We start from the raw sequence: 23,164 nt of genomic DNA on the forward strand, positions 1-23,164 counted from the left end.
ATTGGGGCTGCCCTCTTTGTTTTTCATTATTTCTTGTTAACTTGTTTACCGCTTTTTTTCTGACTTTGGTGCTGGCTGTTCCCAACTTGTACATCAGAACCAAATTCCACATCATTTTTTGCCTTTTGTTTTGCTAATTGCTGACTCGTTTGCTCAGCATTCTGCTTTCCTTGCTTGGACATGTTATCCCCTCCTTACGTCTTTTTATTTTGTGCATTTTCAACAAATTTAAGCAAAAAAATGGGTTAGCCAATTTTGGCTAACCCACTTTTTTATGAAGCTTGATCTTGATCACTTTTATATTCTGTTTCCCAATAGTCTGCATTTTTTATTCCTAATGCTTTAGGATCAAAGACAGGGTCTTTCCCTTCCTTCTTTTGTCGCTCGTAATCTTTTAGCGCAAGTAAAGCAGGTTTAGCCAAGATTAAGATTGCGATAACATTCAGCCATACCATCAGTCCTAATCCGACATCTCCTAGAGCCCATGCCAGGCTTGCCGTTTTCACCGCACCATAGAATGTTGCAGCTAATAAGATAAACTTAAGTATTAACATCGGAATTTTATTATTTTTCCCACGAAGCAAATAGGCAATATTTGTTTCAGCAATATAGTAATACGCCATAATCGTTGTAAAAGCAAAGAAAAATAATGCAATGGCTACAAATCCAGCTCCAAATCCAGGGATAACACTATCAATGGCAGCTTGTGTAAATCCAGGACCTGCTTCAACACCTTCTAATTTGTTCACAATAAAGGAACCGTCCGGTGCCTGAGTATTATATAAACCTGTAAAAAGAATCATAAATGCTGTTGCTGAGCAAACAAATAATGTATCAATATAAACAGAGAAAGCTTGAACTAAACCTTGCTTGGCAGGGTGTGAAACCTCTGCTGCTGCCGCCATATGCGGACCAGTACCTTGACCTGCCTCGTTTGAGTAAATCCCCCTCTTTACACCCCAAGAAATGGCCATCCCGATTAAACCACCAAAGGCTGAATCCAATGCAAAAGCACTACGGAAAATAAGAGAAATAACGGCAGGTAATTCTGTAATATTCATTAAAATAATAACGAGTGATAAAGCAATGTACCCTAAAGCCATAAACGGTACAATCAGCTGTGCAGTTGAAGCAATTCGTTTAACCCCTCCGAAAATAATAAATGCTAATAATAAAATAACAACTAAGCCAGTTGCTGCTTTTGGAATTCCAAATGCATTTTCCATCCCAACCGCAATGGAATTCGATTGAACCCCAGGCATTAAAATTGCCATGGCAATGAGTGCTGCAAATGCAAAAAGAACAGCAAACCATTTCCATCCAATTCCTTTTTCAATAAAATAAGCTGGACCACCTCGATATTGCCCATCTTGTTTAACCTTATAAATCTGAGCAAGAGTAGACTCAATGAACGCACTGGAAGCACCTATAAAAGCAATAGTCCACATCCAAAATACTGCCCCTGGTCCACCAAAGGCAATTGCAGTGGCTACCCCTGCAATATTACCTGTTCCTACACGTCCAGAAAGTGCCATCGCTAAGGCTTGAAAAGATGAAACTCCGGCTTCAGAGCTCTTACCTTTAAACATAAGCGTTACCATTTCTTTAATATGCCTTACTTGCAGGAAGCGAGTTAAGATCGAAAACAAAAGACCAACACCAAGTAAAATATAAATAACAGGTGTACTCCATAAAATGCCGTTTAATGCCGTAACAAATTCCTCCAATTGCATTACCCCCTTTTTGAAAATACAGAATTTTCTTTCTAAGCAGATTATAATCAATGTGCCCAAAGAAAACAATAGAAATGTCAGAGGATCTCACATTTTAATTTTATTGTAATAAAATAAATTACCTGTTCTAAAAAAATAATAAAAATTTAATTTGCTAAAGAAAACATTTTTTGAATAATCAGTTCTGACAACTGTTGTACATGGTTTTTTTAACGCGGTGAAGTTGTTCATTGCCTAAATTGGATAAACTCTTAATTGATAACCTTTACTTAATTGTTATTATGGAAATAATAGATTGTGCAACCAATCGTCTATTCTATCAATTTTTGGGACATATTCTACTTTTTCCCGATAAGAAAAAAGACCCCGGAAGCTTAAATCTCTCCAGGGTCAATATAGTAAATGACTATGCTCCTATTAGTTGCTCTGTTTTTTGTTTGCTACTTCCAGAGCACGATTTGTTTCTTCAGCTGCTTGATCCAGAGCTTCTTGCGGATCCATTCCTTGATATAAACTCTCCATGGCTGTTACTACTTTTTGCCTTGATTCCGGGAACACAGATATTAAAGCACCTTGTGTTGCTGTATTTGTTTTTGTATCACGTAATTGATCAACTGTTACTTTTAACTGCGGGTATGTTTCCCATTCTTGAGTGACAACATCTTGATCATAAGCAGCAGGGTTAATGGCAAAATACCCTGTTTTCACATGCCACTCTGCTTGCACCTCAGGAGTTGTTAAATATTTCATAAACTCCCATGCAGCTTTTTGCTTCTCTTCAGCAATTCCACTTGACATCCATACGGAAGCACCACCTATGATGACCCCATTTCTTTCTGATTCATCCGGTATTGGAAGATATGAAACACCAACCTCAAAGTCTGCATTATCAACAATTGCTTTTACACCTGCAGAGGAATCTAAGTACATGGCCATCTTACCTGATTGGAATGCTGCACGCATATCATCCCAGTTTTGACCAACATTATAATATGTACCTTCCTTGTGCATATCTGAAATCAATTGAAAAACATTTAAACCTAATTCATCGTTAAATGTTGCTTTTGTTGCATGACCAGCCCGGCCATTTTCATTATCCACATAATGACCACCCTGTTCTGCCAATAATTCCTCGAAGAACCATCCGTAGTTTAAGATCGAGAATCCATATTGACTTGTTTCTCCACCTTCAGCTTTTGTTAGTTTTTTAGCAGCATCCTTTAATTCACTGTAAGTCATCGGTGCTTTTTCCGGATCAAGTCCTGCTGCTTCAAATGCGTCTTTATTATAAATTAAAACAGGTGTTGAAGAGTTAAATGGCATTGAATACTGTTCTCCATCAACTGTATAGTAATTTGAAATATTTTTTTCCCATTGTGATGTATCATAATTGTCTTCATCAATAAACTTTTGAACCGGTTGGATATGTCCGCTATCAATCATGTACTTTGTCCCAACTTCAAAAACCTGCATGATCGTGGGCGCATCTTCCGTACCTGCAACTGTATTAAATTTCGTTAATGCCTCTTCATACGTTCCTTGGAAAATTGGTTTTACTTCAATATTATCTTGAGACTCATTAAAGTCCGCCACAATATCATTTAACACCGTTTCCAGTTCACCACTCATGGCATGCCAGAACACAACTTCCTGCTTTCCAGATGTTTCTTCGGCTCCTGCACCACTTGTACTTTCACCTTCAGTTTGGGAACCGTTTGTAGAAGAATTTGAGCTTGAACAAGCACTTAATAGCATTAAAAATAAAGCAGCTAAGACAATAAGCATTTTCTTTTGCATCATTCGTTCCTCCTTATTTTAAGGTTCTTTCTACTTAATTGCACCTTGAGTCAATCCATTTTGAAGACGTTTTTGTCCAATAAATAAAAGAATCAGAGTTGGAAGTATAACGACTACAACTGCTGCCATAACCACCCCCCATTCAGTTGAAATTTCTTGTGATTGGAGCTGTTTAAGGCCAATTTGTACCGTTCGGACACTTTCATTATTTGTAACAAGCAGCGGCCATAAATACATATTCCATGTTGTTAAAAAACTGTAAATACCTAATGTTATTAAGCTTGTCTTGGATACAGGCAGTACGACATTCCAAAAAAAGCGAAAACGACTTATCCCTGCCACTTGTGAAGCTTCAAATAGTTCCTTAGGAATCGTTTTGAACTGTTGCCTTAATAAGAACGTGCCGAATGCTAAGGCAAAGAATGGAATCGTCAAACTTGAATACGAATTAAGCCATCCAAGCTTTTGCACCGTTAAAAAATTCGGGACCATTGTTGCTTCCCAAGGGATCATCATCGTCGAGATAAAAACAAAGAAAATAAAGTCTCTCCCTTTAAAGGTCATAAATACAAATGCATATGCTGCCAGACTTGAAACTATTAACTGTCCTATCATAACAACGGCTGAAACATAAAAACTATTCCATAGATACTGAAAAAGAGGAACCTTCTCAAACGCAGATTGGTAATTAGCGAACGTGAAAGAATCGGGAATAAGATTTCCTCTTAAAATCTCTCCACCTTGCATAAAGCTGATCATTAACGCATAAAAAATTGGAAACATCATAAATAGAACTGATAGTATTAGCAGACTATATAAAACAATTTTTCTAGTAATACTCATTGATAATGCACCTTCCGTTCTCCAAGCTTAAATTGAAGAATCGTAATAAATAAAATACAAAAGAATAGAATCGTTGCCTGAGCACTTGCTGAACCAACATTGTAGTTTACAAAGGCATCCTTATAAATTAAATAGACGATGACATTTGTTGATTCGATTGGACCGCCTTTTGTTAAAATATCAATTTGGCCGAAAGTTTGAAATGAATTGATTAATGAAACGGTTACTATAAAAAACAAAGTCGGTGATAGCAAAGGAACTGTTATTTTTCTAAGTTTGTACCAATAACTCACCCCTGCAATGTCCGCATTTTCATAGAGATGCTCATCTATATTTTGCAAGCCGCCTAATAAGATGAGAAACGAAAAGCCGGTATTCATCCAGATGGTTGAAACGGCAACAGAAAGCAAGGCAAACTTCGGATCAAGTAACCATTGCACTTCTGAACCACCCAACGCACCAACCAGCTTATTAAAGATTCCGATCGCAGGGTTATACATAAACATCCAAATAACAGATGAAGCTGCTACACTCATGCCCATAGTCGAAGAAAACATTGTTCTGAAGAATCCCATCCCTCTAACTTTCTCATTTGCGATAATAGCAAGAAATAGAGCTAGAATGACACCAAGTGGAACTGTATACAAAACAAATAATATGGTTGCTGTCATACTTTTTTGAAAACTCGCAGACTGAAAGAGATATGTAAAGTTTTCAAAGCCAACAAAGGAAACCGGTACACCTTGGCCATCTGTCAGAAAAAAGCTTAAATATAATGTTCGAATCATTGGATAAAAAAGAAATAACCCAAATAGGATGATAGAAGGCGCTAAATAGAGTAATCCTATTACTAGATTGGATCCTTCTCTTTTTCTATAGATTGCCTTCTCCTTTTTCACCTCAATTGTTGATGGTGAGAGATTTGGCAGGCTACTCAAAAGATCGCCTCCTTAAGAGAATATTGATCATGACGATTAGACTGGTGCCATATGCATTCACCTGTCTCCTGCTTAAATAAATATAGATCAGCACAGTCAATATATAATGGCAGCTTTTCACCTATTGAAATATTCCATTGCCCACTCCACTTCGCGATCCACTGCTTGTTTCCAGCGATAAACGTAATTAAGGTCTCTGTACCAAGTACTTCCACATTTACCGCTTCAGCATAAAAGCTAACTTTCCCACCTTTTGCAAGCTTAATATGTTCTGAACGGATCCCTGCTATGATCCTCTCCTCAAGAGGGATTGAACGGGCCATTTCTTCACTAATTGAAATGGACCGGTGATCATCAAGAACAATTTCATGGTCTCTGAAACTTACTTGTGATAGATTCATAGGCGGTGCTCCGATGAATGAGGCAACAAACGTATTTGATGGAAAATTGTAAATGTCTATGGGTCGACCAATTTGTTGAACTTGTCCATGATGCAAGATCACCATTCTGTCAGCCATCGTCATTGCCTCTGTTTGATCATGAGTCACATAGATCATAGTAATGCCTAGCCTTTTTTGAATTTGTCTGATTTCCGATCTCATTTTTGAACGCAGTTTTGCATCTAAATTTGAAAGGGGCTCGTCCATTAAACAAATCGGAGCATGTGTAACAATGGACCTTGCTAACGCCACCCTTTGCCTCTGCCCACCTGATAGCTGCCGGGGCTTACGTTTTAGCAACTCTGAAAGACCAAGCATTTCAGCTGTTTCGTTACAACGTTTCTTTTGCTCTGTTTTTGTAATTTTCTTTGTATGTAATCCAAACAAAATATTTTGTTCTACTGTTAAATGAGGATAAAGAGCATAATTTTGAAAGACCATTGATAGATTTCTTTTACTTGGCGGACTATGATTGGAATAAGCTTCTCCAATATAAAGGTCACCACCCGAAATTTCCTCAAGACCTGCTATCATCCGCAGCATTGTGCTTTTACCACATCCCGATGGCCCAACTAAAACGAAAAACTCTCCTGGGTTGATCGTGACATCAATTCCCTTTAACACCTGAGACTTCCCGTCATAGGATTTGGACACATTCCTTAGCTCAACTTGCTTCATAAAATTAACCTCCTGATAACATAAATACCCGACAACCTCGTTTAAGATAGACTGGTAGGCATAATAAAAAGCCATAAAAAAACACAGGTTTACGCAGTCGTAATTCACCTATTTCTTTTTATGGCTTCTCCTCTCCATTGTTGCGGCTATTCACATGCCTTCATGGCATTATCTTACCAACGGAATATAAAGGTAGAATGAAGAATTTGTATATATTTGTTAATTTAATTTAAATTTTTTGTAAACATAAAAAAAGAAGACTATATATACCTATAATCTTCTTAGTTAACTGCATATTGTTGTGTCTGCATTTCGTAATAAAACTCTTGTTTCTTTAGTAATTCATGATGTGTTCCTTTTTCAATGATTTCTCCATCTTTTAAGACGATAATTTGATGAGCATGCTGAATCGTATTTAATCGATGTGCAATGACAAACGTTGTTCTTCCTTTCATTAACCTCGAGAGAGCTTCTTGAATACTCAATTCCGTTATTGTATCAATGCTGCTCGTTGCTTCATCCAAGAGCAGAATCTTCGGATTTGCAAGCATCGCCCTGGCAATGGCTAATAACTGCTTTTGTCCATGACTAATTCCATTTCCATCATGTTGAATTTGCGTATGATATCCATCCGGCAGCTTCTGAATAAATGAATCTGCATTTGCCAGTTTTGCAGCTTCGATAATTTCTTCATCTGTGGCATCCAATCGTCCATAACGGATATTATCCATAACTGTTCCCTGAAATAAAAACGTATCCTGTAAAACAAATGCCATCTGCTGTCGTAAGGCACTTCGTCCAATCTTGTCAATATTGACTCCGTCAATTAATATTCTTCCATCATGCGGATCGTAAAAGCGTGTAATAAGATTAATTAACGTTGTTTTTCCAGCTCCAGTAGGACCAACCAAGGCAATTACTTCACCAGGTGAAGCATGAAAAGAAACAGAATGGATCGTTTGTTGATCTTCTCCTTCTTCATATGCAAACGATACGTTTTCAAAAGTGACCTCACCTTGAATGTCTAAGTATTCCTCATTTGATTGATCATCCTTTTCTATCTCCTCTTCAAGAATATCAAAGACCCGTTCTGCTCCTGCAATAGCAGATAACAATGTATTAAATTGATTGGCAAGATCATTTAACGGGCGGGTAAATTGTCGTGCATACTCTGCAAAGATTACAATTACCCCAATTGTAATCAGACCGTTTAAAGCAAACAAACCACCAATACCGGCAATAACGGCAAAACTTAAGTTGTTTAACATATTCATTACTTTCGGAATAAAACCTGAAATAGTTTGAGCCCAGAAGCCTGAATTCCTTAATTTCTCGCCTTTAACAATGAATTCTTTTATGACACGCTCTTCCTGTGAATAGGCCTTAACCATTCTTTGTCCTGAAATCACTTCTTCTATATACCCGTTAAGTTCCCCTAAATTCTGTTGCTGATATTTAAATAACCGCCCTGTTCTTTTCGTAATCCATTTCATTCCCAAAACCATTAAAGGAATGATTAATAAGGTAATAGCTGTAAGCATCGGACTTAGCAAAAGCATGACTGTCACTGTGCCTATGAGAGTTAAAAGACTCGAGAACACTTGAATGACCGAGCTGTTCAATGTTGAACTAACATTTTCAATATCATTTGTGACCCTGCTCATTAATTCACCATGCTGTTTCTTGTCAAAAAAAGAAATCGGTAATCGATGAAGATGTTGAACTAAATCTGACCTCATTTCATTCACAGTATATTGGGAAATTCCAATCATCCAGAAATTTTGTAAAAATAAAGAAAGTGACTGAAAGGCAAAAACAAGCACCATCCCTACAAGTAAAATCCCTAGCCCACCACTCTTTTGTGACACAATATAATCGTCAATGGTTTTTCCGATTAAATAAGGCCCTAATAATGCTAATGCAGAGCTAATCAAAACCATTATCAACACTAAAAGAAACTGCCCCTTCTTTTCAGATAAATACCTCCAGAGCTTTAAAATTGTATGAAGACCTTCTTTTAGTCCCACTCTTTGCTTTCGTTTGCTGTTTTGAACACTTGTACTTAGTTCAATTCTTTTATATTTAAACGGACTAGTTAGCTGTTTTAACATTTGCCATCTCTCCTTTCATTTGTGATTGAGAGATTTTTTGATAGAGTGTTGAGTTTTTCAATAAATCCAGATGAGTCCCTTCAGCAACTAACCTTCCATCATCTAATAACAGAATTTTATCTGCCAGTTTTGCTGTGCTAATTTTTTGAGTGATCAGCATTGTCGTACAGGAGTAGCTTTCAAGGGCATCCAATAATTTTTTCTCTGTTTTCACATCGAGTGCACTTGTACTATCATCCAATAGAAGTATTTTCGGTTTTCGTACTAATGCTCTTGCCACAGACAAACGCTGCTTTTGTCCTCCAGAAAGATTCACTCCCTTTTGCCCAATTTTTGTTTTATACTTTTTCGGAAGCTTTTCAATTGTTTCATGTATTTGGGCTGCTTTAGCTGCATTAATTATTTGTTCTTCTGTAGCATGACTGTTTCCCCAAGCGATATTATTCTCTATTTCTCCAGAAAAAAGAACTGCTTCCTGTGGAACTAGACCAATTTGATTACGTAAAAACTCCATATCCAACGTGTTTATAGGTTGATCATCTATATAGATCATGCCTGAATTCACTTCATAAAGTCTTGGAATAAGCTGAAAAAGAGTAGATTTCCCTGAACCTGTTCCTCCCATCACAGCAATTGTTTCCCCAGCATTTGCTGTAAAGGAAATTTCTTTAAGCACAGTTTCCTCTGTTCCAGGATAAGAAAACGACACACCATCAAAAATCACTTTCCCATCCGAAATCCCTGACACCTCCCCCTCATGTTTTACATCTTCTTTCACATCAAGTACGTCCAAAATTCTTGAAGCAGATGCACGTGACCTTGACAAAAACATAATAATAAAAGAAAACATTGATAAAGCCGATGTAACTCTTAGTCCATAATTGACAATGGCAACAACTTCACCTACCTGAACATTTCCTCCTGTAACTTGCGCTTGCCCTATCCATAGAATTAACAAGATACCCAAATTCATAATCAGTAACAATATAGGCATAGAGGTTTCTATCATTCGTAATGCTTTCACAGTATTATCTTTTAGTGACGAGGATGCTTCTTTAAAACGGTCCACTTCATGTTCCCTGCGAACATAAACTTTTATCAGTCTCATTCCAATTAAATTTTCACGTAACACATCATTTACTTGATCTAGTTTTGATTGGACATAGTGGAACATCTTGCTCCCTTTCTTCATAATCCAAACGAGTACACCTATGACCAATGGAATCACGATGGCAAAAATCATCGCAATTTGTGCATTTACAAAAAAGGACATGATTACAGAGCCAATAATAAGGAGTGGTGCTCGTAACATAATTCGCAGACCCATAAATAAGGTATTTTGAAGTTGGGTAATATCATTTGTCATTCGTGTAACAAGTGAGGCTGCGGGGAATTTACTTAATTTTTCAAAGGTGAAGGATTGCACTTTTACAAAAATCTGTTTTCTTAGGTCAAATCCAAAGCCTTGGCTTACATGTGCGGCATAAAATGAGTTAATCATTCCTGAGGCAAAAGCAAGCAGTGATATTCCAACCATGATTGCTCCCCAAACCATGACAACATCCATATCTTCTTTTAAAATTCCATCATCAATAATTTTTGCCATTAATAATGGGTGCAAAAGCTCCACAGTTAGTTCGATAAGCATTAATGATAATGCGATCATCACGGATATTCGATATGGCTGTAAAATTGATCGTAATTTTATCATACTGCATCTATCCTCCAGACTCTTAAATACTACCCTATATAGAAAAGGCTTTCATTTTTTGAAGCTATGTAATTTATCATTATAAAAATAAACTGTATATAGTATAAGATTGAGTGTAAAAGTTGTTCGTTCCATTGCGCTCCATTCCACTATCGATTAAAAAAAATATTGAATAGCAACAATCTTTACGAAAAACCGGTTTCTTAAAAAAGTACATAGTGAAAAATGAGTATAAAAATAGTTTATCAATTATTACATCACTTGCCGAGTAGAATGTTTCATTGATTTTATGTTTTGAGTTGACTTACTATTAAAGCTATTTCACATCGATACTTGATTATTAATGATATTTTAACTATAGAGCGTAATGGAACGAACTATTTCATCTTCAACACTACATCAAAAAACTTCATAACAACAACCCATATCGACCATACTAAAATTAGAATAATACTCCAAAGAGGTATACAATGAACCCTTCCTTGCAAGATATTATGAAAGCTCAAGAAAAAGTTTCTACTTTACGCTTGTACTATTGGCGTGATGAAATTGTTTTTACTCCGCAATGGTGGTTTATGCTCATATTCCTTATCATTCTTATTTTTGTCTGGATCCGAATCCTTGATCATAGCAGAATATTCCCTATTTTATTATATGGGCTACTTACGTTTAACATTGCTACAGTTCTTGATACGTTCGGCGGTGAATTACAACTTTGGGAATATCCAAAAATGGTGTTACCTTGGGGTCCAAGAGTTATATGTATTGATGTAATGATTGCCCTCTTTTTCATGATGCTGTATCAATTTTTTGTAAAATGGAAAACGTTTATTTTTGCTTCTATTTTTTTATCCGGAATATTCGCCCTTGTTTTTGAACCGGTTGCCATGTATTTAGGAATTTACAAACCCTTAATTTGGTCAAATTTTTATTCATTTCCTATCTATATTTTGTTAGCTATTTCCATCAGGGGGATCGTTGAGAAAATCTGTAAACTAAGTACAGGAAGCTAACTCATATTTTTTTCTCAGCATGAAGTTCATATTTCACTTGAATTTTTTCCAAGTGATGACAATAATATGAATATTAGATCTATTTCGCGCATCGAAACAATTTTACATAAGGGAGATATATTTATGGCAACCGCATCAATCCACAAAAAACCTGCTTCCCTTCAACAAGAATCAGGGACAATGTATAACATTTTATTTATAATCGGTCTGTGTCATCTTTTAAATGACAGTATTCAGTCAGTCATTCCTGCAATGTTTCCTATTTTAGAGGAATCGATGGGTCTCTCGTTTACACAGCTTGGACTTATTGCTTTTGCATTGAACATGGTTTCTTCAGTCATGCAGCCTGTTGTCGGCTTATACACAGATAAAAAGCCGATGCCTTACGCCTTACCGATCGGATTAACGAGCAGCATGTTAGGTGTACTGGGTTTAGCCTTTGCCCCATCATTCTTAACAATCCTTTTATCCGTTGTTTTTATCGGGTTAGGATCTGCCATATTCCATCCTGAAGGTTCACGTGTTGCTTATATGGCTGCCGGAAATCGGAGAGGTTTAGCCCAATCGATTTACCAGGTTGGTGGGAATAGCGGTCAAGCATTGGCACCTTTAATTACAGCTTTAATACTTGTTCCTCTCGGGCAGTTTGGGGCCATTTGGTTCACAGTTGTTGCTGCCTTGGCAGTTGGATTTTTATTTTATATTGCAAGCTGGTATTCTCGTAAACTAAAAGAGATTAAAGCTACTAAAAAGGTTAAAGTAAAAAATACCGATACAAAAGCTTTATCAAAGTCTATACGAAATGCAGTCATTATTATTATCTTTTTGATTTTTGCTCGTTCATGGTATGTAAGTGCCATTTCAGGCTTCTATGCTTTTTTTGCGATTGCTAAATATGAGTTAACAATTGCCAGTTCCCAAATTTATATTTTCACTTTTTTGCTAATGGGAGCTGTTGGAACGTTTCTTGGAGGGCCTTTAGCTGATCGTTTTGGAAAACGTACAGTTATCCTGACATCTTTGCTAGCAACAGCACCTCTATCATTATTGCTGCCATTTGTGGGTTCAACTCTATCTATTATTATTCTTGCACTAATAGGGGTTATTCTGATGTCCAGCTTTTCTGTTACCGTTGTCTATGCACAAGAGCTTGTTCCTGGTAAGATCGGATTAATGTCAGGGTTAACAGTTGGATTGGCATTTGGCATGGGAGCAATCGGTTCAGTCGCCTTAGGTGCCTTAATCGATTGGATCGGGTTAACCACAACCATGATCGGCGTCGCCTTACTTCCATTACTTGGTATTTTGGCGTTTTTACTTCCAACTGATCGCAAATTAACTGAATGGCAACAGGCAAACTAACTGAAAAAATAAAAGAAGGACAAATTCTATAAAATATGGAATTTGTCCTTCTTTTATTTGAAATTAATAGATTAACTTACATAAATTACCATAACTTTTAATCTATTTGTAACCTACGGGACATTTTTCTGTGTTATAACTAGATAGATGAGAAAGGGGTTGCTTTATGCGAGCTTTGAAACAAACAATTGCCACAGTTGGAATCCTATTATTATCCTTACCTATTACATATGTGGCAAAAGCAGAATCAACAAATGACACGTTAAATCGTGCGAATGAACAGCTAGAGCAGAATCAACAAACCATTCTTCAAAAGGAAAAAGAACAGCAAGCTATAAATGAAGAAGTGAATACGATTCAACAAAATGTACAAGCTCTTGATCAGGAAATTTCAAGCAGTGAACAAAGCCTAGCTGATGTTGAAACAAAGATATCAGAGATCCAAAAATTAATAGAACAGAAGAAAGAAGAAATTGTTCTTCTTCAGGACAAGGTATATGCACGCGAAGATATGATGGAAAAGCGTTTAGTCGCTCTTCAGCATAGTGATCGTACATCAATCGTTATTGATACACTTATTAATTCTGAAAGCATCGGTAATTTCTTTGAACGTGTTGGGGCCGTTGCCACAATATTGGATGCCGATCAAAATATCGTTGAACAACAACAAGCAGATATAAATCAAATTGAAGAAGAAAAGAAAGAAATTGATAAACAAGAACAACTTTTAGTTTCCCAACAGGCTGAATTAGAAACTAAAAGAGCTGAGCTTGAACAAAAACGTGTAAAAAGAAATCAGGCACTTGTTGCCTTACAAGATAAATATCAATCATTGTCAACTGAAATTACTCTAGCAGAAAAAGAAAAGACAACGATTCAATCTAAGATAAGCACAATTCAAGATCAGATTAAAAAAGAAGAGGAAGCTGCAAAGGCTAGAGCTGTTGAATTAGCTAAAGCTAAAAAAGCAAAGGAAGAAGCTGTTGTACAACAAACAGTTGCTCCACCGCCAACAGCGTCAAAAGAACAAACAAATAAACAAACAAATAAAAAAGACAGTGACACTTCATCTTCATCAGGAAAAGAATTGTATGTATCAGCGACTGCTTACAGTCATGAAGATACGAAAAATGATGTGACTTATCTCGGATATAACATTAAAAAGAATCCGAATATGAAGCTCATTGCCGTTGATCCAGGTGTCATTCCTCTCGGCTCGAAAGTTTGGGTAGAAGGATATGGAGTTGCCATCGCAGGTGACACAGGTGGAGCTATTATCGGACATAAAATAGATGTGTTAATGCCTTCAAGTGCAAAAGCACTTCAGTGGGGACGTAAAACCGTAAAAATTAAAATATTGGATTAAATTTGGCTGCAACGAAAGGATAGATAAACCAGAAAACCTTCTGGCTTATCTATCCTTTTGTTTTTAAGATGGCTGTAGAATAAGCAACTTTAGATTAATTATCTAAGATAAAGGCCATATAAGATTTATCCTCTTTAAAATTCCAATCAATAAAAATATCTTTGACACTAGCCTGAAAAATCTCATCAAATTTCCCATCTCGATGAAAGTGACTTTTCTCTAACTCATCCTTTGTCACTTTTAATTCATCTGCATACCCCTTTTGAATAAGAGATTTTTCAATAGGAACCAAAATTCCTTTTCTTTCAATTACATAAAGAGATTTAGATAATGGATATAGTTTTATTTCATCTGGTACTTTTTCTACTAACAGACTAATTCTAGCCACTTCTGATTCCAACAACTTAAAATTAACGTGTTCTTCCGGCATACATTCACTGCCTACTCTTTCATCTAATACAAACATCATGATTCCGGTGTTATTTGGTAAATTCCAATCATGGTAATGATCTACAACATCTCGATTTAATGATACTTCTACTACTCCTTTTAATTCCTCAATGGTATGGTTAATAATAACGGTTCTAGCTTTATCAACCTGATTCCTATAACCTTGCTGAATGAGAACTTCTTCCATAGGTGATATGAAACCTCTAATGTAAACAACCAAGTATCGGTCAGATAAAGTCGATTGACATAATCGAGGACCTCTTCCAAAATTCTTTCTAAGGATTTTACTTGTAAAGCTACTAATTGAATTTAGTATTTCTTGATCCATTCACTTCACCTCTTTTCCCTATTTTATTATTTCTTTTATGATCGTATGTAAATAAGCTATTCTATACTTCAATGTTAGATGATGAGATATCGGTATGACATCGAGCTTGCCTTGTAATGAATCCAATTCTTCCATAATATTACAGAGAAATCCAACAATGGAAACAACCATATTAATTAATAGCTGCTTTTCTATTCTGACATCATTTAATAAAATCATACTCTGTTCCAATAAATTACGCAGATCAGAGAGATTATTTTTTATTTCTTGAATATGTTTGTTTTCCTCCTTACTGTTATAATAATGAAAGATTTCAGTTATTTCATTTAGCAGACTACAAATTTCACTTAACTTTACAGGTGTCATTTTGGTCATTACCTTTAATGATTGTGAATATTCATAACAATTTTCCATTCGCTTCACCATCCTACTAAAACCCAATCATTAATATCTCCCAAAAAATAAAAAGCCAAAATAGCAAAAAGTATCTGTCTTTTTGCTATTTTGGCTTTTGTTTAGCTAACTATTCTAAAGCATATCTACCAAGATTATTTAATGACTTCTAGTACTATCATTATTTTTATAAATAAATCGTTTAATATATCATATTAAAAATTGAAATTATTGTATATAGATGTTTTAAAGTAAATAGAAAAACATATAGTTTCTATCATTTTTGTAATCCCAAAATAAAAATATATCCTCTACCTTTGTGTCAAAAATGGAGTCGAATTTCCCCTTATGTAAAAAATAAGAATTTTTAATATCATTTGAACGTTCTTGTAATAGCCCGAAATACCCCTTGTTATATAAGATTTTCTCCATTTGTATTAATGTATTTCGGCATTCCACAGCATACATGTTTTGATTGATCTTAACGATTTCCATACTTGTTGGTGCTTTATAAATATCATTGTGTACCTCACTAATACCTTGAAACAGCTTTTCTTTTATAGCGGGGTGAATATCCGTATTAATCCAATTCCTGGATTGGCTATTTTCTAATATCAGCATCCCAGTATTCCTGTTAAAGTTCCAATCCTCAAAATAAGAATCGAAACTCATTCCCAGAGAATCTTTCACTTTCCCAATGAATTCATCAACAACATCCTCCATTACTGCAGATCGGAACTTATAGACCAAATTTACGTTATCATTCTTTAGTAATACTTCCTCAGCAGGAGTGATATATTTACGAATAAATACGATGATTCTATTTGAATGTAACGTGACAAAACACATTTCAGGCCCTTTTCCAAACCTTCGTTTTAAAATCTTACTTAAGGTACTACTTAGCAGAAGAAGATCTTCTTGGTAGTAACTATTTGTATTTTTCATTCATATGTTCCCCCTAAATCCTAAGTCAATAAAAAAACAAAAAAGGCCTAACTCCATATAGAAGTTAGGCCATGGAAAGACGGGCTATTTTTCAAAATAGTTTCTTCCATTTACCATTTAAGGTTTATATTTATTTTCATTTGTAATTGGGATGTGTTTAAGTTTAAGAAATTAACTAATAACAGCAAGAAATTAGTCTTATAAATAGTAACATTATTATAAAGACTCCGCAACAGATTTAACCCGCTATCCACTAGTATAGTTCCAGCCATTAGAGAAATCATAAGATTGTACTTATTAACATTCCCGAGGTGATAATATGGATCGAAGAAATCAACATTCAAAAGTAACCCCTCATCAGGATGGGGAACAAGAATCCATTCTTAATGATTCCTTATCAACAACTGGTTCACAAATGGGAATTCGCTTGGAGGCAGACCCTGAATTCACACAAGAAAAAAACCCTTTTGATCACGAGATCAAGCAGGATCCATCAATGGCTGCATTTGAACAGATCATGAGAGGCAAGAAAATTGAAGAGTAAAGGAATGAAACTATATGGGTGATTGGAACGAACAAGCGGCACCAAATAATAATATTCCAGCAAATCGGTTACGATCTCAAAATCTAAAATTAAATAGGCAAAGTAAATTCAAGGGGAGATTAAATAAGAATATTGCTGCTACTAGTGAATAATATACATAAGGACAGCCCTATCCCTTTGGACTGTCCTGTATGTCATCCCTTTTGTTTCTCAATGAAATCATAGATCTCTTGTTTTGAGGGTAAAGCAGAAATTGCTCCTTTACCAGTCGTCGTAAGAGCTCCACTTGCATTAGCATAAGATAATATATCTTCATGCTCTTGTTTTAACAGTGATTCAAGATTAGAAATTGTTGCATTTTTTTCTATTAATTTATATAAAAACCCACCTATAAATGCATCCCCTGCACCTGTTGTATCCTGAACAGTAACCTTATAACCTGTTGATGAGAAGCTATCTTCATTTACATAAAGGATAGCCCCTTCTGCACCCTTTGTATAAATCACCGCTTTTACATCACCTGTAAAAAGAGATTGTATCGCTTCTTTTTCATCTTTGATTCCTGTAATAAATTCCAGCTCTTCATCTGATATTTTTACTAAATGCGCTTGTGGAAGAAATTCTCGTATCGTTGCTTGACACTCTTCAGCGCTTTCCCATAATGGCAATCGCACATTAGGGTCAAAGCTTATCAAAGCTCCTTTTTCTTTGGCCACTTTTATTGCCTTTACATGAGCCTGTTTCATCGGACTCTCGACTAAGTCAACAGAACAAAAGTGAAGAATATCTCCTTCATTAAACCAGTTGTCACTTATCTCATCCTCTGATAGCAAAAGATCTGCTGATGGATTACGATAAAATGAAAAATCCCTTTCTCCATCTTCTTTGAGAGAGACAAAAGCAAGAGCTGTGTTTGCTTTTTTGGTTCTCAAAATATACTCTGTATTGACACCAACCTTGTTCAACGTATCTATTAAGAAATCACCGAACGCATCCTCACCCAGTTTCGTAATCATTGAAGCTTGTCCTCCAGCTTTTGCAACAGCTGCTGCAACATTTGCTGGAGCACCACCTGGAGCCCGTTCAAACGAAACTACTTCTTTTAGAGCAACTCCCTTTTGAGCGGGAATGAAATCAATTAAAACCTCTCCAATCGAAAATAACCTGGCCATCATCTTCACCTCATATTTATGTAAACTACTTATAAGTATACACAATCTACCTTTATAAAAAATAGATCGATCCAAAGTATTTTATCTTTATCAAACATAAAGGGACAGTCCCTCCCACACATTTATTGTACCGGCAGACTATCCCCTTATTAATAATTTTTAAACTGGTACAGCAACAAAGAATTCATTATATAACGCTTGAACAGCACTCTTCTCCTGAGGCTCTTTTACACCAAACATCATGCTAACCTCTGAGGATCCTTGATTGATCATTTCAATGTTTACGTCAGCATGCGCGAGAGCCTTTGCTGCACGAGCTGTTGTGCCAACATTATGGCGCATTCCTTCACCAACAACCATAATTAAAACAAGATCGTGCTCAATGATGACTTCATCAGCATGCAGCTCTGTCATAATGCGGTCTTTTATTTGTGCTTCAAGCGCTTCATCCATCTGATCTTGTCGTAAAATTACTGTTACATCATCAATACCTGATGGAACATGCTCATATGTTAAACCATAGTCCTCTAAGATTTGTAATAGTTTACGCCCAAAGCCAATTTCACGGTTCATTAAGTATTTACTTACATAGATACTGCAAAAACCTTTATCACTTGCGATACCAATAACAGGCCCGTTAGAATTTGATCTCTCATTTACAATTCTTGTTCCCGGTGCTGATGGATTATTTGTGTTTTTCACATTTACAGGAATACCTGCTCTAAATGCGGGAATTAATGCTTCATCATGGAATACAGAAAAGCCTGCATATGAAAGCTCACGCATCTCACGATATGTCAGCTCACTAATCTCCTTAGGATTTTGAACAAACGTTGGGTTAACTGAATATACCGCATCAACATCTGTGAAGTTTTCATACAGGTCTGCTTTGATACCATTTGCTAAAATTGACCCTGTAATGTCTGATCCGCTTCTTGAAAATGTTAGAACCTCACCTTTTTTGTTATAACCGAAAAATCCCGGGAATACAACGATCCCTTCTTTTTCACGAAGTTTAAATAAGTTCTCGTACGATTCAGGTAATACTTGAGCGTTACCAGGCTCATCTGAAACAAGTAAACCGGCATCTTTTGGATTAACATACTCGGCATTAAGCCCGCTATGTCTGAAGAACGCGGCAATCAACTTTGCATTATTATCTTCTCCACTTGCTTTTACTGCATCAAGGTAGCTTTCAGGCTTACTTTTGTCTCCTGCTAATAATGCCTTTAAGTCTTTTGAGATGGTTTCTACAATATCCAAAGGGATCGATAATTCCTTTACAATACTTGCATACCTTTCAATGATTGTTTGAAAGACACCCTCAGCATTTTCATTTGCTAAATATTTCTCCGCACATTCGATCAGTAAATCAGTTACCTTTATATCATCTGAATACCGTTTTCCCGGTGCAGATACAACAACAACCTTTCGAGTTGGATCTGACACAACAATATTCAAAACTTTTTTTAATTGTTCACCTGAAGCTAAAGAAGAACCACCGAACTTTACAACTTTCATTTCTACATCTCCTACTATTTAAAATTTTCAGTCAAATTTTAATCACTATTATCCTCTGTTTTCTTCAAATAATCAAGGGTTTTCTTTATACGATGTACAATTGTCCTTATAAAGGAGACAGGTGCGGTGTTTTTTACAAAAAAAAAGCCGGCATAACTATTCGCCAGCTTTTATTATTAACCATTTAATTTTTCGATAATGCTTTCCGCTACTACATCCCAATAACCAGGTGTTCCCTGATAAGCAGATGTTATTTTTTTGTACATTGCCGATTGCTTTTCAGAGAACGCAGGATCTTCCTTAGATGGTAAGTTGCTTCGTTCCTCCATTACAAACTCCTGCATTTTTGCTGCGCGGGGTCCCCATACTGCTATTTCTTCACCATCACTATTTAGAAATATAAAAATTGGTATCGCACGAGATGTACCATTTGTTAAATATTGATCCATGAGCTCTAAATTTGAATCACGAAGTACAAAGCGAACTTCCATACCGATTTCTTCAGCAATTTTCAGGAGGATAGGATTGTTCAACATTGCATCGCCACACCAGTCTTCCGTCAGTACAATCACTTTTAGATCTTTACCTTTTAACGAAGCTAAGCGGCTTTGATGTGTTTCATTTAATGAAAACTTATCATATATCCCCATCATTTCTGATTTGTTCACGTTCATTCCATTTATATACTCTTCTTTTGTTAAACCATTGTTGTACCAATCTAGTAAATTCATTACTTTAATCCCTCCTTATTATTAGTTTCATTTTAGAGAGTTGTTATGCTTTTTTCAATTAAAGTGAGACTTCCATCAATGGGGGTTTCCTTCATCCCCCATTGATGGTTAGCGAAACTTATCCGATCTTTACGGCCAGTTATCTCCCACTTATCATCTTTGTTTCTCTCTAATCTTGAAGTCGGAGCCTTACTGGCCGTTAAGAATGGGATATATTAGTCCATCATACGTTTCTTAAATATGCGATAAGCTAAAGCGAAAATCACGATGATCCAAATCATAATGACAATAAGGTTAGTCCATACATCTACAATACCTGCACCTGATTGTACTTCTCGGGCCAATTCGACAAGCTGCGTGTTTGGCATATATTCCACAGCCTTTAAGATAGGAAATTTTTCAGCAAGCAGTAAGGCATATGAACTGAAAGTAAATAGAAAGAAAAAAGGCATAATCACTACAGAGGCTTCCATGACTGATTTTGTCATCAAGCCGAGAAAGGTTCCTAAACCAATGTAAAACAATGTAGATAAAACAATGGCGATTGCGATGACCATGACATTTTCCGGCTTATACTCAATTAAAAAACAAGAAACAGTAATAATAAAAATAGTCGTTATAAATGTCAGCATCCCTTTACCAGCCAAGATTTCTACCGTACTAGCCGGTGAAAGCATTAAGCCCCGCAATGTATTCTTTTCCTTTTCCTCAGCAATAAGTGAGCATTGAATAAACGCAGCAACAAGAGACAATGTCATATTAATGATGATATATTGTGTATCTATTGTCATTTCTCCTTGTGAACCGTATAGCAGTGCCATAACTAAAGGGATAATAGCCGTAAAGGAAACATACATATTTTTTGAAATATCTTTATAATCTTTTTGAAAAATTGCTAAGGTCCTTTTTACTGAAAATGTCATGATAATTTCCTCCCTGTTATCTCAACAAATATATCACCTAAAGTTGGTTCGTTTGTTTTAACTGACACTACTTTATTTCCTGACATAAAGCGATACAGCTTTTCCGCACCATCTTCCCCTTTTGAAATGACTTCTGTTGTGCCGTCCGTTAATTCGACCGTCAGTGTATTATCTGCATAGCTCTTGCGCAACTCCTTCGGCGGTCCGATCAGCTGAATGGAGCCATTATGAAGAAAAGCAACACGGTCACACAGTAATTCTGCTTCATTCATATCATGAGTTGTTAGAAAAATTGTTGTACCATTATCCTTTAGTTCCTGTAAGCCGCGATAAATATGGCGCGAATTGACAGGATCTAGAGCTGATGTAGGCTCATCTAAAAAAAGCAGCTCTGGTTTATGAAGAAATGCCCGCGCAAGCGTCACTCGCTGAAGCATCCCTCTTGAAAGCTTTGAAACAATCTTTTTACTTTCTTCCTTTAAATTAACCATTTCCAATACTTCATCTATTCGCGAAATACTCACATCATAAAGCCCACAATACAGTTTTAAATTGTCATAAATTGATAAGCGTTCATACAGGCCGCTATTGTCAGTAATAATCCCGATTTTTTTTTCTGTTAATCGGTTTTTTTAATTGGAAAGCAGGTTCCCCGAACACTAGTGCAGCTCCATCTGTTTGAGACAGTTGAGCTGTTAAGATTTTTATAGTTGTTGTCTTTCCTGAACCACTCGGCCCGAGAAAACCCAATACTTCTCCTTTATTTACTTCAAATGAAACATCCTCAAGTGCACGCTGATTACCGAACAGTTTTGCCAATGACCTCACTTCAATTATCTTTTCCATTGTCATCCTCCTGCATTGCTTTGTGATTTGACTTCATCATATAGGAGGAGTCACAATGGTGCAGTAATAACCCCGCAAAAGGAGCAAAATTCTATGTAAGTGGCGCATATTCACCATGAATGGAGCACTATTTTAGGCCAAGCATCCCTTTTAATTCCGCCATTTTTGCTTTCGAGAGCGGAACAGAGGATTTGCTAGCGTCATTTAAGATAAGTGTAAAGCTGTTTCTCGTCCATGTTACAACTTCCCTCACCTTTTGCAAATTAACTATATAGGAACGATGACAGCGAAAAAAACCAAATGGTTGCAGGCGTTCCTCCAGCTCATTTAGCGTGAACATACTTTGATAAATTTCCCCTTTAATATAAAGCTGCGACTGGCCTTCACTGCTTTCAATATAATCAATTTCGGGCGGATCAAATAAAACAATTTTTTCATTCACCTTTGTTGGAATTTTTTCAAACCTCACAGGCTGAATCATAGCTTCCATCTCGGTCTCCTGATCAGATTCTTCTGCAGTTACATCAAGCTTAGAAAGACCAGAACTATCTAAACGATAGACATTGTCGGTTAGGGTCAATGCGCTTTCCATATTGCCGGTTAGAATCACAACTGCTTTATCTTTGCTAATCAACTCCTGTACGACCATATTAAGGACTCTGTTCGTCTCCAGATCCGTGTTTTGGTCAGGTTCCTCTAATACATAAAGAGATACCGGTTTTAGCAGCAAATTACCAAGATGTACTCTTTTTTTCTCCGAAAAGCTTAACTTTCCAATTCTTGTATTCTTCTGTTCTTCTAGTTGGACAGTTAGCAGAATTTGTTCAAGTGATGATTTAGAATCATACAGTTTTTGATAAAATGATAAATACTCCTTTACAGTAAGCCTCTCATATAGACCGTCATTTAAGGATAAAACTCCGATATGCTGTAAATATTTCTTCTTTGAACCAGCAATATTTATATCATTCACTTTTATTGCTCCTGTCAAAATTGGAAGCTCTCCTAACAGCATATTCATTACTATTTTCTGCACATCCATATTGGTATGAATGGCAACAGCATTTCCCGCATCGACTGTCAAACTGAAAGACGAAAAGATAACTGCATTGCCTTCATGCTTTTCTAAATCACTAATTGATAATATATTCATAGTGTCCCCCCTAACTATTTCAATTATTTCCAATTATAACGCAAGGCTTGTCTAAAATTCACAGAAAAATTCCTTTCCTGGGAAATATACGGATAATTTGTCTGAATAATTCGACATTTTTTTATGCTATCATTCATAAAATTTAACTACATATCTGATAGAACAA

General features: G+C 36.2%; 21 protein-coding genes and 1 pseudogene. 5 read left to right on the forward strand and 17 right to left on the reverse strand.

The window, feature by feature from the left end:
* Positions 1–26: 26 nt before the first annotated feature.
* From LC095_RS13280 to LC095_RS13315, 8 genes are all read right to left on the reverse strand, one after another.
* Entirely contained in the window at positions 27–182 is a 156-nt protein-coding gene (locus tag LC095_RS13280; protein ID WP_175638090.1) for a hypothetical protein, read from the reverse strand.
* A gap of 90 nt (positions 183–272) precedes the next feature.
* Positions 273–1,727, reverse strand: coding sequence for an alanine/glycine:cation symporter family protein (locus LC095_RS13285; protein WP_226528601.1), 1,455 nt, complete (start codon positions 1,725–1,727; stop codon positions 273–275).
* A 423-nt stretch (positions 1,728–2,150) separates the two neighbouring features.
* Positions 2,151–3,530, reverse strand: coding sequence for an ABC transporter substrate-binding protein (locus tag LC095_RS13290; protein WP_226528602.1), 1,380 nt, complete (start codon positions 3,528–3,530; stop codon positions 2,151–2,153).
* 30 nt (positions 3,531–3,560) lie between these two features.
* A complete protein-coding gene (locus LC095_RS13295) occupies positions 3,561–4,373 on the reverse strand; it encodes a carbohydrate ABC transporter permease (protein ID WP_226528603.1) in 813 nt (270 codons plus the stop codon).
* Positions 4,370–5,272 (reverse strand): carbohydrate ABC transporter permease, encoded by a 903-nt coding sequence (locus tag LC095_RS13300; protein WP_226528711.1) that lies wholly within the window; start codon positions 5,270–5,272, stop codon positions 4,370–4,372. Before LC095_RS13300 ends, LC095_RS13295 begins: the two co-directional genes overlap by 4 nt.
* A 35-nt stretch (positions 5,273–5,307) precedes the next feature.
* Positions 5,308–6,429 (reverse strand): ABC transporter ATP-binding protein, encoded by a 1,122-nt coding sequence (locus LC095_RS13305; RefSeq protein WP_226528604.1) that lies wholly within the window; start codon positions 6,427–6,429, stop codon positions 5,308–5,310.
* A 281-nt stretch (positions 6,430–6,710) separates the two neighbouring features.
* On the reverse strand, positions 6,711–8,540 hold the full coding sequence (locus LC095_RS13310; RefSeq protein ID WP_226528605.1) for an ABC transporter ATP-binding protein: 1,830 nt from the start codon (positions 8,538–8,540) through the stop codon (positions 6,711–6,713).
* Complete coding sequence (locus tag LC095_RS13315; protein WP_226528606.1) at positions 8,521–10,251, reverse strand: ABC transporter ATP-binding protein; 1,731 nt, start codon at positions 10,249–10,251, stop codon at positions 8,521–8,523. The genes LC095_RS13310 and LC095_RS13315 overlap by 20 nt, the downstream gene beginning before the upstream one ends.
* A 494-nt stretch (positions 10,252–10,745) precedes the next feature.
* On the opposite strand from LC095_RS13315, the gene LC095_RS13320 reads away from it, so the two are divergent.
* From LC095_RS13320 to LC095_RS27065, 3 genes are all read left to right on the forward strand, one after another.
* Positions 10,746–11,264 carry a CBO0543 family protein gene (locus LC095_RS13320; RefSeq protein ID WP_226528607.1) on the forward strand — a complete coding sequence of 173 codons (519 nt, stop codon included), beginning with the start codon at positions 10,746–10,748 and terminating at the stop codon, positions 11,262–11,264.
* Positions 11,265–11,387: 123 nt separating this feature from the next.
* A complete protein-coding gene (locus tag LC095_RS13325) occupies positions 11,388–12,626 on the forward strand; it encodes an MFS transporter (RefSeq protein ID WP_226528608.1) in 1,239 nt (412 codons plus the stop codon).
* Between the two features lie 166 nt (positions 12,627–12,792).
* Positions 12,793–13,992 (forward strand): 3D domain-containing protein, encoded by a 1,200-nt coding sequence (locus LC095_RS27065; RefSeq protein ID WP_319005797.1) that lies wholly within the window; start codon positions 12,793–12,795, stop codon positions 13,990–13,992.
* A 94-nt stretch (positions 13,993–14,086) separates the two neighbouring features.
* Here the strand turns inward: LC095_RS27065 and LC095_RS13335 are convergent, their stop codons facing one another.
* The 3 genes from LC095_RS13335 to LC095_RS13345 form a co-directional block, all read right to left on the reverse strand.
* Entirely contained in the window at positions 14,087–14,770 is a 684-nt protein-coding gene (locus LC095_RS13335; RefSeq protein WP_226528609.1) for a Na-translocating system protein MpsC family protein, read from the reverse strand.
* 18 nt (positions 14,771–14,788) lie between these two features.
* Positions 14,789–15,184: a hypothetical protein gene (locus tag LC095_RS13340; protein WP_226528610.1), complete on the reverse strand. Its 396-nt coding sequence runs from the start codon at positions 15,182–15,184 to the stop codon at positions 14,789–14,791.
* Positions 15,185–15,409: 225 nt separating this feature from the next.
* Positions 15,410–16,108, reverse strand: a complete 699-nt coding sequence (locus LC095_RS13345) for a Na-translocating system protein MpsC family protein (RefSeq protein ID WP_226528611.1) — start codon at positions 16,106–16,108, stop codon at positions 15,410–15,412.
* Positions 16,109–16,427: 319 nt separating this feature from the next.
* Here LC095_RS13345 and LC095_RS13350 point away from each other — a divergent pair, with 319 nt between their 5' ends.
* Both LC095_RS13350 and LC095_RS13355 read left to right on the forward strand, forming a co-directional pair.
* On the forward strand, positions 16,428–16,652 hold the full coding sequence (locus tag LC095_RS13350; protein ID WP_226528612.1) for a hypothetical protein: 225 nt from the start codon (positions 16,428–16,430) through the stop codon (positions 16,650–16,652).
* Between the two features lie 14 nt (positions 16,653–16,666).
* Positions 16,667–16,804: a hypothetical protein gene (locus LC095_RS13355; protein ID WP_226528613.1), complete on the forward strand. Its 138-nt coding sequence runs from the start codon at positions 16,667–16,669 to the stop codon at positions 16,802–16,804.
* A 42-nt stretch (positions 16,805–16,846) separates the two neighbouring features.
* Here the strand turns inward: LC095_RS13355 and LC095_RS13360 are convergent, their stop codons facing one another.
* The 6 genes and pseudogenes from LC095_RS13360 to LC095_RS13385 all read right to left on the reverse strand — a co-directional run bounded on the left by LC095_RS13360 (position 16,847) and on the right by LC095_RS13385 (position 22,998).
* Positions 16,847–17,824 carry a carbohydrate kinase family protein gene (locus tag LC095_RS13360; protein WP_226528614.1) on the reverse strand — a complete coding sequence of 326 codons (978 nt, stop codon included), beginning with the start codon at positions 17,822–17,824 and terminating at the stop codon, positions 16,847–16,849.
* A 159-nt stretch (positions 17,825–17,983) separates the two neighbouring features.
* The gene (locus LC095_RS13365; protein WP_226528615.1) at positions 17,984–19,345 is read right to left on the reverse strand and encodes an aspartate kinase; all 1,362 of its coding nucleotides are present in this window, start codon (positions 19,343–19,345) and stop codon (positions 17,984–17,986) included.
* Between the two features lie 176 nt (positions 19,346–19,521).
* Positions 19,522–20,076 carry a thioredoxin family protein gene (locus LC095_RS13370; protein WP_226528616.1) on the reverse strand — a complete coding sequence of 185 codons (555 nt, stop codon included), beginning with the start codon at positions 20,074–20,076 and terminating at the stop codon, positions 19,522–19,524.
* 215 nt (positions 20,077–20,291) lie between these two features.
* Positions 20,292–20,999, reverse strand: coding sequence for an ABC transporter permease (locus LC095_RS13375; protein WP_226528617.1), 708 nt, complete (start codon positions 20,997–20,999; stop codon positions 20,292–20,294).
* Positions 20,996–21,845 (reverse strand): annotated as a pseudogene (locus LC095_RS13380) (ATP-binding cassette domain-containing protein). The gene LC095_RS13375 and the pseudogene LC095_RS13380 overlap by 4 nt, the downstream one beginning before the upstream one ends.
* A 127-nt stretch (positions 21,846–21,972) precedes the next feature.
* Entirely contained in the window at positions 21,973–22,998 is a 1,026-nt protein-coding gene (locus tag LC095_RS13385; RefSeq protein ID WP_226528618.1) for a LytTR family transcriptional regulator DNA-binding domain-containing protein, read from the reverse strand.
* Positions 22,999–23,164: the final 166 nt, after the last annotated feature.

Origin of the sequence: Metabacillus niabensis, assembly GCF_020524345.1 — a bacterium.
In the GTDB taxonomy this organism is placed as follows: Bacteria; Bacillota; Bacilli; order Bacillales; family Bacillaceae; genus Metabacillus; species Metabacillus niabensis_B.